Consider the following 13,660-nt stretch of genomic DNA (forward strand, 5'->3'; position numbering starts at 1 on the left):
TTAATCCTCCTTCAATTCACAATGTTTTGCCACATCAATGGCGTAATGGTGGTAGCCGGTATCGTCCTCATGGCCAATATACCGGCGGTCGGTAATCGTAAATTCAGCTGCCAGAAGCAGCGATGTTATCTGCTTTTTCCTTTGTAGATAGTTGCTTTTGGAAAACAGTGAAATCCGCACCTCGGATATATCAAATAACGGGGTGTTATCCCCAAACAGTGCAAATTCGTCTGTCATTGGTGTTAACACGAGGTATTCATCGGGAGGAACGCCGGAGAAAACTCCCGTCTCCACAGGCAGGACAGGAGAAAGCAACGTATTCAATTCTGTTAAAATGCTTATAATCCGTCGACCTCCTCCTGAAGCTTTGCCTTCATGGTTTCAATACAGGCGTTTTTGCTCTGCGACCTTGCTGGTTTCAAAAAAGGCTTAGGCGGCTGACCGTATTTGCCGTATTCGAGGATGTTGGCAATTTTAGCGTTGGAGCCGCCGTCACTCCTCGGTTCAGAAAACCCGACCTTCACATCCCAGTTACCGTCCCGATTCTGCATGGCTGGAGAAAGTCCGAGGGAACGTTCCAGTTCGCCTGTAGAACGGCTTTTTTCCTTTGTGCTGCTGCCGACTACGGCGGATAGGTTTTCTTTCACTTTGTCGAGAACGACATTTCCGCCCGCCTCCAGCACCTTGGGGATAATCGTATCTGTTTTCTCGGCAAGCTGCGAAACCTTAAGCATATAATCCACGGGCATCTTAATTTGAGCTTTTGCCATTACCTCACCGTTCCTTCCTGTTTTTCCGCGAGCACCTCAATGTACATTCCGCGCCTGCGAACATCCTCGACGCTGACAATGCGGTAACGCTCGTCGCCACAAATGATAAACAACGAGGTAGTGATTGCTACATCGGGTATCTTCCGGAAGCGGAAAAGGGCCGTCGCTTCGCTAAATGCCGCCATATTTGCCCACCGCTCGTTGCCGTGGCGATCTTCTTTATATGCGCGGATCGAAGCAACAATATGGTCGCCCTTGGCAACAAATCCGTCCGCATCCTTAACCGGGGCACTGGAGATGATATCAATGGATGTATTCATTTTTCCGTAGCTCATTGTCACACCTTCCAATCCCGGTCAAGTCGAAGAAGCAGATTGACCGTATCCCACACCTGCTGGCCGGCCTGCACGCTATCCGCAAAAAAGCCGGCTGTACTGCCGTCCCGGCTTTCGAAAAAGAAGGACGACAGCATAATGACGGCTTGCTCTGTGGTAGGCGGCATGGGAGTTTCCTCGTAATATCCCTTGGAAAAATGCTGGTAGCTTTCGGCATAGGAGACAGCGGCGGCAATATAACTGAGCAGCAGGCTGTCGTCCTCGTCGTGTGACAAAATGAGGTGTGCTTTGACTTTGGGGAGAAGGTTATTTGCCGTCATGCCATCCGCCTCCCTTCGGTCATTCTTCGTCGGGGACCATCAGACCCGCCGCTTTCAGCTTGGCGAGAAGAGCATTGAAGTCAGCGACCAGACCAGTGGCATCAGTGGCAGTGCTGTCCGCCTGATTTGCAGCCGCAGGTATCTCGGGTACGACTGGATATGTTGGAACATAGAGGATTCCGTCTTCACCAATTTTGACGGGTACAGTGTCGGTTTCCTCCTTTGCAGCTGCTTTCACACCACCGAGAGCGGTTGCTGAAGCGGGCGCAGCAGTGGAGGTAAGCCCCGTTACCGAGGCTCCCTCCTTAATTTCAAGCGTTCCGCCGATTACGGTTTTCTCGCCGCCCTGTTCGGTGTAGTTTTTCGTGTTATAACTCATACCGCACCTCCTTTAAGCCTTCTGCTGGAGTACCTTGATAGCCTCCGGCAGAATGAGTTTGCCGTCAACACGCTGCGTGGCAACAAAGCCTACCTGACCGGTTGCAGCGTAGAGCTCATTGAGTCTCTTAAACACACGTCCCTGGCGGTCGGCTACCCAGTAATAACTGAAATCGCCGAACACGATGCTCTTTGCGCCTGCGGCAATTGCGGGTACATATGCCGAGGTATACAGCGGACGGTTCAAAATGGTATCAGGAGTACCGGCCTGCAGAGAGGGCTGCCAGAGATACTGACCGTTGCCGTCCTTCAGCTTGCGGATCGCCTTTACAGTGGCATCGTTCATGACGAACACCGCTTTGTTTCTATAAGGTGCTTTCAGCGAATAGAACAGGTCAAGCACCTCTTCAATGGTGATAGCGGTAGCTCCCGCCGTGGTTACGCCGATCTGCGCACCACCGGTAGCAGCAAGGATGCCGGTCGGTTTACCGGAGCCGTCTCCCGTGAAGAAGGCTTCCTCTTCCTTACTGCCGATACGCCTTGCGAACTCCCGAGAAATATAGGATTCAAGCGGAAATACACTGTCGTTCAGCAGCTCCTCGGAAACCTTGATCATCGTTCCCAGCTTGTAAGCACCGATGGAAACCTGACCGAAGCTGTCGTCACTGTCGAGGATAGCGCCCTCCTCATCAATCCAGGAGGCTGTACCCTTTGAAGCCACGACCGGAATTTTTCGATCCCCGGAGGAAGTTGTAACGACCTTAGCCAGTCTGCGGAAGAGGTTCTCCTCATCAAGAGCCTCTACAAGCGTACGTTCGAACTCGTCCGGGACAAGGTATCCGCCTTCAGAATCGGTGCCGATCTGCAGAGCATTTTTCACGATAGGGTCAAGACCCTCACCGGCGCGGGTACGCATGGCGTTCCAGAATGCTTTCCTGTACTCATCAGATGCTCTGCCTGTTTTTACTTCCATTCCGAGAACGGTCGGTTTGCCCGTGAGGGGTGTGTTGAGCGGCTTTGAAAGCTCACGGTCTAAAGCCTCCTGCTTTTCCAGACGGTCGATCTCCTTTCCGAGAGCAACCACGTCGGCTTCCATTTTCTCGTAGGTTGCGGTGTCTTCGGCGGAAACCAGGCCGTCAGTACCGCGCTTGGTATCGAGAAAAGCCTTAGCGGCTTCCCATGCCTTGGCGCGCTTTTCGCGCAGTTCAAGAATTTTGTTCATTGATATTACCTCCATAAAATTTAGTGGGAAATTAAAGAGAGCCGCTTCTCAAGCCAATCTGCAGGAGTGGCTTTGGCGACATCAACGGGTGTTCCTTTGTTCTGTTTGGGTATCTTGGGTTTGACCTTGTTAAGCAGCGAGTTTGTTACTGCTCGACGACTGAAAGCATAGGTGATGTCGTCCGGCTGAATCCGCTTTTTCTCATCTTCCAGAATGCCGTCGGCAAAGCCTAATTCAATTGCTTTGTTGGCATTTAGCCAGGTTTCAGCATCCATAAGGTGAGAGAGCTTCGCCCGGGACTGTCCGGTTTTGATTTCATAGGCATTGATGATGCTTTCTTTGACTTCGTCCAGCATGGCGATGGCTTTCTGCATTTCTTCGCTGTCGCCGATTGCGATGGTAAGCGGGTTATGCACCATCATGAGGGCTGTTGGGGCCATCAGCACCTCAGTTCCCGCCATTGCGATAACGCTTGCTGCCGACGCTGCAATACCATCGATTTTTACAGTGACTTTGCCCTTGTAATCCATGAGCATGGTATAGATCTGACTCGCAGCGATACAGTCCCCACCGGGAGAGTTGATCCAAATAACAATGTCACCCTCTCCAGCATTAAGATCTGCTTTAAATGCTTTCGGGGTGACATCGTCGTCGAACCATGACTCTTCGGCAATTGTGCCGTCCAGATAGAGTGTTCTGACACCGGAATCTTCATCCCGTGCCCAGTTCCAGAATTTCTTCATTTGGTTGTTTCCTCCATTCCTTTTGAATTTGCGAACGCACCCGCGTCCTGTAATTTGGTCATCGCACCGTTGATGAGGTAAAGATCGCCGCCAAGTTCAGCAGGGATGCGGTCGAGGTTTTCAAGTTCACGGATATCGTTCGCGCTCATCCATCCGTTTTGTCTTGCAGTTGCATAACCGCTCATGCGGCTTGCGTAGTCGCCGCGCAGAAGTCCGTCAACGTTGAACTTGATAAATACTGTAGGTTTTTCGCTGTCGGAAAGCAGGGCGCGGCACATGGACTGCTCCCAGCGCACCACCCACGGGTCGAGCGTGTATTTCACAAACTCAAGGCTCTGCTGCTCGATGTTGCTGAAGGACGACTTTTCAAGATCGGCGAGCATATGCGGAGGCACTCTGAAAATACGTGCAATCTCATTGATCTGAAACTTCCGTGTTTCCAGAAACTGCGCCTGTTCAGGTGAAATCCCAATGGGCTGATACTTCATGCCTTCCTCAAGCACGGCCACCCTGTGTGAATTTGCTGAACCTTGGTAGGCGGCATTCCAGGATTCCTTGACCTTCTGCGGGTCCTTAATCGTGCCGGGATGTTCAAGCACACCGCCCGGTGCGGCACCGTTTGCGAAAAACTTCGCTCCGTATTCCTCTGTGGCGATAGCCAAACCCACTGCGTTCTTTGCCATAGCAATTGGTGAGTAACCGACAAGCCCATCAAAGCCCAAGCCCGGAATATGCAGGACATCGGTAGGGGCGAGGTAGACTTGATTGTCTTTTCCGAGTGAGGGTCCGTCCTCCAAGCTGCGCTGATATAAATAGAAAAGCTGGCCGTTTGCATCACGGTCGACTGTCATCTTGTTCGGCATCAGCGGATAGAGGGAAATGACCTCACCCTTGGCGTTGCGTATAATCTGCGCATAGGCATTGCCCCATAATAAAAGATGACTCATCAGAGTTTCTCGGAACGCAAATGAAGTCATCTCCGGGTTCGGCTCGTCGTGGAGCAGTTTATATAACGGGTGTTTCAGATATTTCTCTTTACCACCGCTGTCGTTGTACTTATATACATGTAGCGGCAGACCCGCCAGCGTTTCGGACAATATCCTCACGCAGGAATAGACCGCCGTCATCTGCATGGCAGTATGTTCGTTGACCGGCTTTCCCGAGCTCGTACTGCCGAAAAAGAAGTTGTATCGATTGCCGCCAATGGTGTCTTTAGGCTTATCTCGGGCTTTGAATATTCCCTGAAAGATGCTCATAGGCATTAACCTCCAATCAAAAAACGAGCAGTCCGCGTGTGTCATACACGCTTTCGCTCGTAACATTGCCGCACCGTATTGCCCGGTCCAGTGCCATTATGGTGGCGACTGCACCATCGATCTTCTCTGTGGATTTTTCTTTGTCCGCTTTGATGTTGCCTGCCGGATCGGTGCGGATATATATGTTATCCATCATCCAGCGAAGAACAGGATGGCCGCTGTGGGCAAGTTTCTGTTCAAGAGTTAGTTTCATTAGTTCTTTTGTGGGAGGGCTCATATCCTTGAAGCCCTGACCGAACGGAGCAACTGTGAAACCCATGCTCTCAAGGTTCTGTACCATCTGCACAGCGCCCCAGCGGTCAAAGGCTATTTCACGAATGTTGTATTTCTCGCCAAGTTGCTCAATGAACTTTTCAATGTATCCATAATGGACAACATTACCTTCTGTGGTTTGCAAATGGCCTTGTTTTTTCCACACATCATAATTCACATGGTCTCTGCGCACACGCAAATCGATGTTGTCTTCCGGTATCCAGAAGAACGGAAGTACGGCATACTTGTCATCCTCGTCCATTGGCGGGAAAACCAGCACAAAAGCAGTGATATCGGTGGAAGAGGAAAGATCAAGACCGCCATAGCAGACGCGGCCTCGTAAGGCTTCCGGGTCAACCGTAAAAGCGCAGGCATCCCATTTATCCATAGGCATCCAGCGTACAGCCTGTTTGACCCACTGGTTCAAACGAAGCTGGCGAAAGCTATTCTCCTCGGCGGGATTCTGTCTTGCAGATTCAAAAGCAGCTTTGACCTTATCCATACTCACCGTAATGCCGAGGGATGGATTTGCTTTTTTCCATACCTTAGGGTCTGACCAATCATCCTCTGGTGCTGCACCGTAGATGACCGGGTAGAAGGTTGGGTCAGTCTTGCGGCCATCGATGATATCCAGCGCCTTCTGATGCACCTCCCAGCAGATGCTGTTCTGGTTGTCTCCGGCGGTGGTGATTAAAAAATACAGCGGCTGCATTCTCGCATCACCGCTGCCCTTGGTCATGACATCGAATAGCTTTCGGTTCGGCTGTGTATGCAGCTCGTCAAAAACGACGCCGTGGGTGTTAAAACCATGCTTGTTGCCAACATCGGCGGACAGCACCTGGTAGATGCTCCCGGTCGGTTGATAGATAAGCCGTTTCGTTGCATCAAGTATTTTGACGCGTTTGGAGAGTGCCGGACACATTCGTACCATATCTGCCGCCACATTGAACACGATGGACGCCTGATTTCGGTCTGCAGCGCAGCCGTAGACCTCGGCGCGTTCCTCTCCGTCGCCACAAGTGAGCAGGAGTGCCACAGCAGCAGCAAGCTCTGATTTACCCATCTTCTTCGGAATTTCCACATATGCGGTGTTGAATTGTCGGTAGCCATTGGGCTTGAGTGTTCCAAAGATGTCACGAATAATCTGTTCCTGCCAGTCGATAAGCTCAAAAGGTTTACCGGCCCACGTACCTTTGGTATGTGAGAGAGCTTCGATAAAAGCAACAGCATAATCGGCGGCGGCTTTGTCGTAAATCGAATCTGTAGATTTAAATCGTGTCGGTTTGTATTTCTTAAGCTTCTGTATGCTGACCACCTCCTTCCGAGCATAAAAATAGACCTGCCAAATGCAACGTTTGCAAGTGCAAGCCTTCAAGAATTATCTGTACGAGATACAGCCCCATGCAGGGCTGAACCTCGGCTATTTTGTTGGAGCGAGTTTAGTGGTTTTCGCTGTGAAGGAGGAGCTCAAGGGCAAGCTGCGTATCCGGGTCGGCGGGTTCAACATCCCAGCCTCTGTCGTAGTTGCAAACAACCTCGCCGTTACGTTTGAGCGTCAGTTTGCTGATTCTGCCGCCTTCAATGCCGAACTCTGAACCCTCGTCGTATTGCTTCATCCAGTAGTGAAAAACACTGTCGTGTATCTTCAGGCTTCCTTCTTTCCACATGGCTACGTCCTCCTAAAATTTCTTGATACTGGCGTTGCCGTCGGCGTCAAAGCTCACGTTGTAGCGGATTTCGTAGCCGTCAGCGTTTTTGGTAATCACTCGGATGCCGCCCTCAAAGGCGGTGTACATTCTGTCGATTTTCTCGCCCTGCGGCAGTTGGCTTTCAATTTGCTTAATTTGTTTTTCGGTCATGGTGGTGTGCTCCTTTCGTTTTTGTATGTGTATATTCGCTCTAAAAGCACACAATAGCAAGACAATTCAGATAAATATACCGGCATAAAAGTACCAAATATTTGAGCCGAAAAACGTGACTATTATGCTTCGCCAGTTTGGATGAACTGGGCATATTCCTTGCGGTTTTCTTCGAGATACACTACCAGCTCGTAGAAACCCATGTCGTTTGCGATGCGCTGAACTGTGCTGACATCGAACATATTCGTCAGCCCTGTGTCGCGGATAGCCAGAATCTGCTTACATACTTTATCTGTCATCGTCACACCTCCGGCAAATGTCCTCGCCATAAACTACTTGAAGCGTACTGCCGTTGTCCCACGCAACACCCAGGCTGCCGATGTCATCGACATACCGAACAGTGCCTTTTGTGCCGATTGGCGGCGCTTGAGGATCGTCCATGCGTAGGAGTTCCACACGGCAGCCAACCGGGTACTGTTTGCGGATACGCTCAACAGATTCTCTTGATGGAAAATTATTGCTCATCGTCGTTTCCTCCTAAAATGGTCATAATTTCGGCGCGTACAGCTGGGTTGGATTTTACTCTCTCAAGGTCTTCCTGCGAGAAGCCTTTCTTTTGACCGCTCTTGAAAGCAGCGCTGCCAGTAAGGTTGCGGAGCAGGAGCTTTCGTTCGGCTTTGTACTCGTCGCCGATGAATCCAAGCCGCAGGAGAAAGCAGCGAAAAGTATATTTGTCGTTATCGATATCCTTTTCCTTTGCGGAGACACGTTTTTGCAACCTTGCCATCTCGCAGAGGGCAGTCACAAAATGTGTGTATGCCTTGACTGCATCAGGGTCGGTGCCATCCTCAAACCACGGAAATCTAACCTTGTCATCTGCTGTTTCAAGTTCAAGAATTTTCACACCGAGCGCCTTTTTGATAAGGCTGCCTTTACTTTTGATCAGCCGCTTGAGGTTTTCCAGAGCGGTGTCGGTGAAGGAGGAGCGCGGCATTTCAATAACCAGTCCGATGTCCTCATATAGTTTGGGGACATCGCTTGCCTGCATACCGTTTTCGCCTTGGACGTCTTCGCGCCGGGTATGTCCAAGTCCCAGTTCTTCACGACCATCCATCCTTAGGTCTTCAAAGGCACTCACCTCATCTATCTGTCTTTGCATGGTTTCGGTAATGGTTGAGTTTAGATTGACATACCGTCCGGGGTTGTGGTCGATATCCGAAAACTCATCCATCGCACCCATGCCGCCAAGTCCGCTCTCGTAGGTGTCGGGTTCATCGTAGAGGCGGCTTTCGCCGTCTGCAACAAAGCCCTGTTGGTGGAGTGCGTCTTCAAGTTCGAGGTTATCGGGACCCGTAAGCACTCCTGCCTTATCGATGTGATATTTTCCGACCTCGTAGGCAAAGGTAGGCGCACCGAGGTAGTTAGTCGGAGCATCGAGCGCTGTACTGATTGCTCCAATCAGTGATTTGCGTTTGCTGCCTGTTACATTGTAGTTGAGTTTCATTTTTCAAACCGCCTTTCTTTGAGCCGAATTCATCCGGCTTCGGTACATACATTAATCACTCTGAATCGCTTATATAGCAACGGTTTTATGCGATTTCTGTATAGAATACTGTACCGATTATTTGGTGGTTTCTTGTGTAGATAAAACAAATAGTATCCTTGTCGTCGAAAAATGATCTGAGCAGATGTTTACTCATCAACAGCTATATCCGCATATTTCATCGTGACACCATTACGAACAACGGAAACGGCATCAGCGCTACCAACCTGTTCAATATACCGTTTTACAATGACGTCGCAGTATTTTTCATCAAGTTCTATAGTGAAGCAAATTCTGTCGGACTGCTCACAGGCGATGAGGGTAGACCCGCTGCCGCCGAAGGGGTCGAGCACGATGCAGTTTGTTAGGCTACTGTTCAAAATAGGATAGGCCACAAGTGCAACCGGCTTCATGGTAGGGTGATCGGCGTTTTTCTTTGGTTTATCGAACTCCCAGATAGTGGTCTGCTTGCGGTCGGCGTACCAGTTGTGCTTGCCTTTTTTCTTCCAGCCGAACAGCACAGGCTCGTGCTGCCACTGATAAGGAGAGCGTCCCAGTACCAAAGACGGCTTTTTCCAGATACAGCACCCGGAAAGTTGAAAGCCTGCATCCGCGAATGCCTTGCGGAAATTCAAACCTTCGGTGTCAGCGTGGAATACATAAATAGAAGCGTCCTGTGCCATTACTGCCTCGGTGTTCGTAAATGCCGCCAGCAGAAAGTCATAGAATGCTTCGTCACCCATATTATCGTTTTTGATCTTGCCGGCCGTACCTTCGTAGTTGACGTTGTACGGTGGGTCAGTTACCACGAGGTTCGCGAGCTTTCCGTCCATCAGATTGGTGAAGGTGTCAGCCTTGGTTGAATCGCCGCAGGCCAGCCGATGCCGACCTAGCGTCCATACATCACCGAGCTTTGTAATGGCTGGCTTTTTCAGTACTGCATCAACATCAAAGTCATCGTCTTTAATGCCGTCCTTAAGTGAATCCTTGAAAAGGTCATCGATTTCAACAGGATCAAAACCCGTGAGCGATACATCAAAATCTGTACCCTGCAAATCTGCAATAAGCAAAGCCAGCTTGTCTTTATCCCAGTCCCCGCTGATTTTATTGAGTGCAATATTTAGCGCTTTTTCCTTTTCAGTATCCATCTCGACCACCACACACTCGACTTCGGTAATACCCATGTCGAGTAGTACCTTCAGCCTCTGGTGTCCACCAACGACATGTGACGTGGTCTTGTTCCATATAACGGGTTCAACATACCCAAATTCCTCAAGCGAACGTTTCAACTTTTCATATTCCATATCGCCGGGCTTTAGGTCTTTACGTGGATTATAGTCAGCGGGGATGAGCCGCGCAGTTTGTATTTTTTCAATTATCATGGCTTTTTGCCACCTTTCCGAGCGTTAAGTAAACGTTCCATCACATCGTCCTGCGGATTCGCACCGCTGTACTCGCCGGTGCAGTTTTCCTTGACGATCTGAAAAATCTCCATCCATAGGCGGTTTGTCTGATTCATATAGTTCTGGCCCATCGCCACATACGGACTTTGAATCGCATTGCCTGTTGTAGGGTGCTTTGCTAAAAAGCCGTATTCAGTAACTGCTTCCTCGCATTGAATCCATCGAGCCACGCTCATGGCGTAGCGTTCAAGAAGCTGCGGAGAAACAAGCACCGCACAACCTCGCTCGTTTAGCCACGTCCATGTGGATTTATATATCTCGCTTGCGACGAGTGTTTTGCCGTCCTTCTGTACTGCTTCAAGCATTTTATTTGGCTCAGGCATTTCAAGTCCTTTGAGATCTGCTGTATCCTGAAATTCCATCACGGTCAGTTTTCTGCCGCTTGGATTGCCTTCGGCTATTTTGTCGGCTAATGGCTTCTTTTTTGCGCCCGCGCCGATACGAGCACCGCCACGATTAGTACCGTCTTTTGCCAAAAATATCACCTCACTTAGCGGGGTTGGGGCTATTCCCCCGTTTGAAACTGTGTTTTTCAACACGAAGCCCCACGCCGCTGTCCGTTTAAAAAAGTTTTAGAGATTTGACCGCCCCCACCGGTCACCGCTCTCGACAGTCATTCGAGAGTGACAGGATTTACAAAGGGCCATGAGATTGCTCTTCTCATTGCTGCCGCCTTTGGAGAGTGGAAGGATGTGGTGGACTTCCTCTGCGGGTGTCAGCTTACCTTGCTTTTGGCATTCCTCGCAGAGAGGGTGCGCCTTGATGTAGCGGTCACGGATTCGTTTCCAGCTTCTGCCGTAGCGCTTATTGGACTTGGGGTCACGCTCGTACTGGTTGTACTGTTTATCCATGACCTTCTGATGCTCGGCACAGTATTGCTCACGTGCAGCGAGCCGACCGCAGCCGGGGTAGGCACAAGGACGTTTTGGTTTATATGGCATTGGTTCACCTCCTTGGGTATAAGAAAAGCCCTGCGGGATTGCTCCCACAAGGCTTACAACATTTTACTTCCGCATTATAATACTATCATAAGGAACAGGTATCATGTGGTATCATCAGGTATCACGATGGAGAATTGCATCACAAGTATCTAATGCGCCAGTGTGTAATTTGTATAGATGGTGGATGCTGTAGTTCATATCGACAGCAATCTGCTCCCAACTCATGTAGCAAAGGTAGCGTTTTTCCAGAAGGGTTTGAAATTCCGTGTTGTCAACGGATTTCACCAGTGCAACAATGTCTCGCTTAAGGTCAACAAGGCGGTCTATGTCACGGTTGATTTCCGCCTGTAAGTCAACAATCTTTGCAACAGCGTCTGCCATCGTGGAAGTAGCACGGTTCGGATTACGCGGCATACCTGTGAGAGTTGATGTCGCTTTTGTAGCCAGCTCGTTCAGCGATTGCACCTGCTCCAGTTTAGAGTTTATGCGCTGATCAAGGCGATAGGCTTGTGAGAGATATTCTCTTGCCCTCATATTACGCCACCTCTTTACGGAGCCTGTTCATAAGCATTTCAGGGTCAATACTTGTCAGAAGTCCAAACCAGCCCGAACGGAAGAACCGCTCAATTTCATCTTTGCTGATGAACGCATCCTTATCATGTGGACTGTATCGAAGAGTGCCAAGAGCCTCCCGATAATCCTCAACGGCCCTCAAGATGATAGCGTTTGCCAAGTTTTCATAGGGTGTATTCATAATCTGTACCTCCGAATTTTTATTTCCCTCGGATTGGCACGGATTGTCTCAGGGACGAAGTCCCTTATTGTCATCAGATTTTCAAATCGGCCTTTACGGCATCAATCAGGGCTGTTTGTGTGCGATCCTTGGCGGAAAGTGCCTTCAATATCCGGCTGTCTATGGTGCCCTTCGTGATGATATGCTGCACTACAACAGTATCTGCAGTTTGACCCTGCCTCCACAGACGGGCGTTGGTCTGTTGGTAAAGCTCAAGAGACCAGGTCAGCCCGAACCAGATGATGGTAGAGCCTCCGCTCTGCAGGTTAAGACCATGTCCGGCAGAGGCGGGGTGTACTAGTGCTACAAGCAGCTCGCCAGCGTTCCATCTGCGGATGCTCTCCGGTGTGTCAAGTTTGGAAAAAGGAATGTGGAGTTTTTGCAATCGCTCGGAGATTCTTTTGAGATCGTGCTTGAACCAGTAAGCTACAAGCACTGGCTTGCCGTTCGCTGCCTCAATTAAATCCTCCAGCGCGTCCAGCTTGCGGTCGTGAATATGGACTATTCCGCCAACATCGTCATAGACAGCGCCGTTGGCCATCTGCGAGAGCTTATTTGACAGGGCGGCAGCATTGGCAACGGTGATATCGCCATCCGGGAGCTGCAGTACGAGATCGTCCTTCAAATTGTTGTAGTGTTCCTGTTCTTCCTCGGAAAGCTGCACCTCATATTCGCTGCTGACGAGTTCCGGCATCTGCAGGTGGTCGGTGGATTTCATGCTGATGGTAATATCCGCAATCTTGGTGTAGATGGCCTTCTCAGCACCGGGCAGCGGTTTGTAGGAGTATATAATCTGGCCGTTCCGCTTATCCGGCATGAAGTAGTTGGTGCGGTATTGTCCGATGAAGCGGCCAAGACGCTGGCCCATGTCCAGAAGCCTGTATTCAGCCCACAAATCCATGAGGCCGTTCGCAGACGGGGTACCGGTTAGCCCTAAAATGCGGCGGATATGAGGGCGAACTTTCATCAGTGCTCGGAAGCGTTTTGCCTGATAGCTTTTGAAGGAAGACAGCTCGTCGACAACCACAGTATCGAAGTCAAAGGGTACACCGCTGTCCTCTATGAGCCACTGGACATTCTCCCGGTTGATAATGCAGATGTCCGTCTGCTTTAGGAGCGCAGCTTTGCGTTCAGCTTCGGTTCCAACCGCTATGGAATAAGTCAACAGCGACAAGTGGTCCCATTTCTGAATTTCGGACGGCCATGTATCGCGTGCCACACGCAGCGGCGCGATAACCAGAACGCGATGGGCCACGAAGCTGTCAAACAACAGGTTTAGGATAGCAGTAAGTGTAATGCTTGTCTTGCCAAGGCCCATATCCAGTAGGACTGCCGAAATGGGGTGCGTCTCGATGTAATTGATGGCATAGATCTGGTAGTTATGTGGCTCGTATTTCATCAAGAATCCCTCCAATCTGATCGGCGTTGTCCAACACGTAAACCTTAAAGCCCAGTTTTCGCAGAATCCGGTGTCTGGCTTCTTGCAAAGGGCGCGATACCTTGCCGGGAGCCTTGACTTCCACGAAAGCCATGCGGCCACCCGGTAAAAGAACAATGCGGTCCGGCATGCCGCTCATGCCAGGTGATATGAACTTCAGAGCCAGACCGCCCGCCTGCTTTACCATCAGGACGAATTTTTGCTCGATTTCTTTTTCTCTCATAATCGTTTTCTCCTTACAAGTGACCTCGGCGTATGTCATTTACTGAACTTTTTCTTATTGAGTT

20 protein-coding genes and 1 pseudogene are annotated in these 13,660 nt (G+C 50.1%); all 21 read right to left on the reverse strand.

Features of this window, described 5'->3' with window-relative positions; translation table 11 throughout:
* The 21 genes and pseudogenes from AC4HCY_RS09985 to AC4HCY_RS10085 all read right to left on the reverse strand — a co-directional run bounded on the left by AC4HCY_RS09985 (position 1) and on the right by AC4HCY_RS10085 (position 13,596).
* Positions 1-342, reverse strand: a complete 342-nt coding sequence (locus AC4HCY_RS09985) for a hypothetical protein (RefSeq protein ID WP_491096106.1) — start codon at positions 340-342, stop codon at positions 1-3.
* Entirely contained in the window at positions 339-770 is a 432-nt protein-coding gene (locus tag AC4HCY_RS09990; protein ID WP_491095999.1) for an HK97-gp10 family putative phage morphogenesis protein, read from the reverse strand. Before AC4HCY_RS09990 ends, AC4HCY_RS09985 begins: the two co-directional genes overlap by 4 nt.
* Positions 770-1,105: a head-tail adaptor protein gene (locus AC4HCY_RS09995; protein WP_491096000.1), complete on the reverse strand. Its 336-nt coding sequence runs from the start codon at positions 1,103-1,105 to the stop codon at positions 770-772. The genes AC4HCY_RS09990 and AC4HCY_RS09995 overlap by 1 nt, the downstream gene beginning before the upstream one ends.
* 2 nt (positions 1,106-1,107) lie before the next feature.
* Positions 1,108-1,425, reverse strand: coding sequence for a head-tail connector protein (locus AC4HCY_RS10000; protein ID WP_491096001.1), 318 nt, complete (start codon positions 1,423-1,425; stop codon positions 1,108-1,110).
* A gap of 19 nt (positions 1,426-1,444) precedes the next feature.
* Positions 1,445-1,564: pseudogene (locus AC4HCY_RS10005) on the reverse strand (head fiber protein); the annotation flags it as partial.
* A 252-nt stretch (positions 1,565-1,816) separates the two neighbouring features.
* A complete protein-coding gene (locus AC4HCY_RS10010; RefSeq protein WP_491096002.1) occupies positions 1,817-3,025 on the reverse strand; it encodes a phage major capsid protein in 1,209 nt (402 codons plus the stop codon).
* Positions 3,026-3,045: 20 nt separating this feature from the next.
* Entirely contained in the window at positions 3,046-3,768 is a 723-nt protein-coding gene (locus tag AC4HCY_RS10015; protein WP_219938403.1) for a head maturation protease, ClpP-related, read from the reverse strand.
* A complete protein-coding gene (locus AC4HCY_RS10020; protein WP_491096003.1) occupies positions 3,765-5,024 on the reverse strand; it encodes a phage portal protein in 1,260 nt (419 codons plus the stop codon). Before AC4HCY_RS10020 ends, AC4HCY_RS10015 begins: the two co-directional genes overlap by 4 nt.
* A 16-nt stretch (positions 5,025-5,040) precedes the next feature.
* Entirely contained in the window at positions 5,041-6,642 is a 1,602-nt protein-coding gene (locus AC4HCY_RS10025) for a terminase large subunit (protein WP_491096107.1), read from the reverse strand.
* A gap of 133 nt (positions 6,643-6,775) precedes the next feature.
* Complete coding sequence (locus AC4HCY_RS10030; protein ID WP_491096004.1) at positions 6,776-7,003, reverse strand: DUF7678 domain-containing protein; 228 nt, start codon at positions 7,001-7,003, stop codon at positions 6,776-6,778.
* Between the two features lie 12 nt (positions 7,004-7,015).
* Positions 7,016-7,195, reverse strand: coding sequence for a hypothetical protein (locus AC4HCY_RS10035; protein ID WP_491096005.1), 180 nt, complete (start codon positions 7,193-7,195; stop codon positions 7,016-7,018).
* Between the two features lie 122 nt (positions 7,196-7,317).
* Positions 7,318-7,494, reverse strand: a complete 177-nt coding sequence (locus tag AC4HCY_RS10040; protein ID WP_491096006.1) for a DUF5049 domain-containing protein — start codon at positions 7,492-7,494, stop codon at positions 7,318-7,320.
* Complete coding sequence (locus tag AC4HCY_RS10045) at positions 7,484-7,720, reverse strand: DUF4314 domain-containing protein (protein WP_491096007.1); 237 nt, start codon at positions 7,718-7,720, stop codon at positions 7,484-7,486. The genes AC4HCY_RS10040 and AC4HCY_RS10045 overlap by 11 nt, the downstream gene beginning before the upstream one ends.
* Positions 7,710-8,699, reverse strand: coding sequence for a virulence protein (locus tag AC4HCY_RS10050; protein ID WP_491096008.1), 990 nt, complete (start codon positions 8,697-8,699; stop codon positions 7,710-7,712). The genes AC4HCY_RS10045 and AC4HCY_RS10050 overlap by 11 nt, the downstream gene beginning before the upstream one ends.
* A 188-nt stretch (positions 8,700-8,887) precedes the next feature.
* Positions 8,888-10,120, reverse strand: a complete 1,233-nt coding sequence (locus AC4HCY_RS10055; RefSeq protein WP_491096009.1) for a site-specific DNA-methyltransferase — start codon at positions 10,118-10,120, stop codon at positions 8,888-8,890.
* The gene (locus AC4HCY_RS10060) at positions 10,117-10,677 is read right to left on the reverse strand and encodes a P27 family phage terminase small subunit (RefSeq protein WP_491096010.1); all 561 of its coding nucleotides are present in this window, start codon (positions 10,675-10,677) and stop codon (positions 10,117-10,119) included. The genes AC4HCY_RS10055 and AC4HCY_RS10060 overlap by 4 nt, the downstream gene beginning before the upstream one ends.
* 96 nt (positions 10,678-10,773) lie before the next feature.
* A complete protein-coding gene (locus tag AC4HCY_RS10065; RefSeq protein ID WP_491096011.1) occupies positions 10,774-11,142 on the reverse strand; it encodes an HNH endonuclease in 369 nt (122 codons plus the stop codon).
* 114 nt (positions 11,143-11,256) lie between these two features.
* Complete coding sequence (locus tag AC4HCY_RS10070; protein ID WP_491096012.1) at positions 11,257-11,676, reverse strand: DUF1492 domain-containing protein; 420 nt, start codon at positions 11,674-11,676, stop codon at positions 11,257-11,259.
* A gap of 1 nt (position 11,677) precedes the next feature.
* Positions 11,678-11,896, reverse strand: a complete 219-nt coding sequence (locus AC4HCY_RS10075) for a hypothetical protein (RefSeq protein ID WP_491096013.1) — start codon at positions 11,894-11,896, stop codon at positions 11,678-11,680.
* A 73-nt stretch (positions 11,897-11,969) separates the two neighbouring features.
* Positions 11,970-13,334 (reverse strand): SNF2-related protein, encoded by a 1,365-nt coding sequence (locus AC4HCY_RS10080; RefSeq protein ID WP_491096014.1) that lies wholly within the window; start codon positions 13,332-13,334, stop codon positions 11,970-11,972.
* Positions 13,315-13,596: a VRR-NUC domain-containing protein gene (locus AC4HCY_RS10085; RefSeq protein ID WP_491096015.1), complete on the reverse strand. Its 282-nt coding sequence runs from the start codon at positions 13,594-13,596 to the stop codon at positions 13,315-13,317. The genes AC4HCY_RS10080 and AC4HCY_RS10085 overlap by 20 nt, the downstream gene beginning before the upstream one ends.
* Positions 13,597-13,660: the final 64 nt, after the last annotated feature.

This window comes from Lutispora sp. QWL-02, assembly GCF_058315355.1.

What these genes read in the sequence shown, in the direction of transcription:
- AC4HCY_RS09990 (WP_491095999.1), bottom strand. Translation starts at nt 770, where the DNA reads ATGGCAAAAGCTCAAATTAAGATGCCCGTGGATTATATGCTTAAGGTT.
- AC4HCY_RS09995 (WP_491096000.1), bottom strand. Translation starts at nt 1,105, where the DNA reads ATGAGCTACGGAAAAATGAATACATCCATTGATATCATCTCCAGTGCC.
- AC4HCY_RS10000 (WP_491096001.1), bottom strand. Translation starts at nt 1,425, where the DNA reads ATGACGGCAAATAACCTTCTCCCCAAAGTCAAAGCACACCTCATTTTG.
- AC4HCY_RS10010 (WP_491096002.1), bottom strand. Translation starts at nt 3,025, where the DNA reads ATGAACAAAATTCTTGAACTGCGCGAAAAGCGCGCCAAGGCATGGGAA.
- AC4HCY_RS10015 (WP_219938403.1), bottom strand. Translation starts at nt 3,768, where the DNA reads ATGAAGAAATTCTGGAACTGGGCACGGGATGAAGATTCCGGTGTCAGA.
- AC4HCY_RS10020 (WP_491096003.1), bottom strand. Translation starts at nt 5,024, where the DNA reads ATGAGCATCTTTCAGGGAATATTCAAAGCCCGAGATAAGCCTAAAGAC.
- AC4HCY_RS10030 (WP_491096004.1), bottom strand. Translation starts at nt 7,003, where the DNA reads ATGTGGAAAGAAGGAAGCCTGAAGATACACGACAGTGTTTTTCACTAC.
- AC4HCY_RS10035 (WP_491096005.1), bottom strand. Translation starts at nt 7,195, where the DNA reads ATGACCGAAAAACAAATTAAGCAAATTGAAAGCCAACTGCCGCAGGGC.
- AC4HCY_RS10040 (WP_491096006.1), bottom strand. Translation starts at nt 7,494, where the DNA reads ATGACAGATAAAGTATGTAAGCAGATTCTGGCTATCCGCGACACAGGG.
- AC4HCY_RS10045 (WP_491096007.1), bottom strand. Translation starts at nt 7,720, where the DNA reads ATGAGCAATAATTTTCCATCAAGAGAATCTGTTGAGCGTATCCGCAAA.
- AC4HCY_RS10050 (WP_491096008.1), bottom strand. Translation starts at nt 8,699, where the DNA reads ATGAAACTCAACTACAATGTAACAGGCAGCAAACGCAAATCACTGATT.
- AC4HCY_RS10055 (WP_491096009.1), bottom strand. Translation starts at nt 10,120, where the DNA reads ATGATAATTGAAAAAATACAAACTGCGCGGCTCATCCCCGCTGACTAT.
- AC4HCY_RS10065 (WP_491096011.1), bottom strand. Translation starts at nt 11,142, where the DNA reads ATGCCATATAAACCAAAACGTCCTTGTGCCTACCCCGGCTGCGGTCGG.
- AC4HCY_RS10070 (WP_491096012.1), bottom strand. Translation starts at nt 11,676, where the DNA reads ATGAGGGCAAGAGAATATCTCTCACAAGCCTATCGCCTTGATCAGCGC.
- AC4HCY_RS10075 (WP_491096013.1), bottom strand. Translation starts at nt 11,896, where the DNA reads ATGAATACACCCTATGAAAACTTGGCAAACGCTATCATCTTGAGGGCC.
- AC4HCY_RS10080 (WP_491096014.1), bottom strand. Translation starts at nt 13,334, where the DNA reads ATGAAATACGAGCCACATAACTACCAGATCTATGCCATCAATTACATC.
- AC4HCY_RS10085 (WP_491096015.1), bottom strand. Translation starts at nt 13,596, where the DNA reads ATGAGAGAAAAAGAAATCGAGCAAAAATTCGTCCTGATGGTAAAGCAG.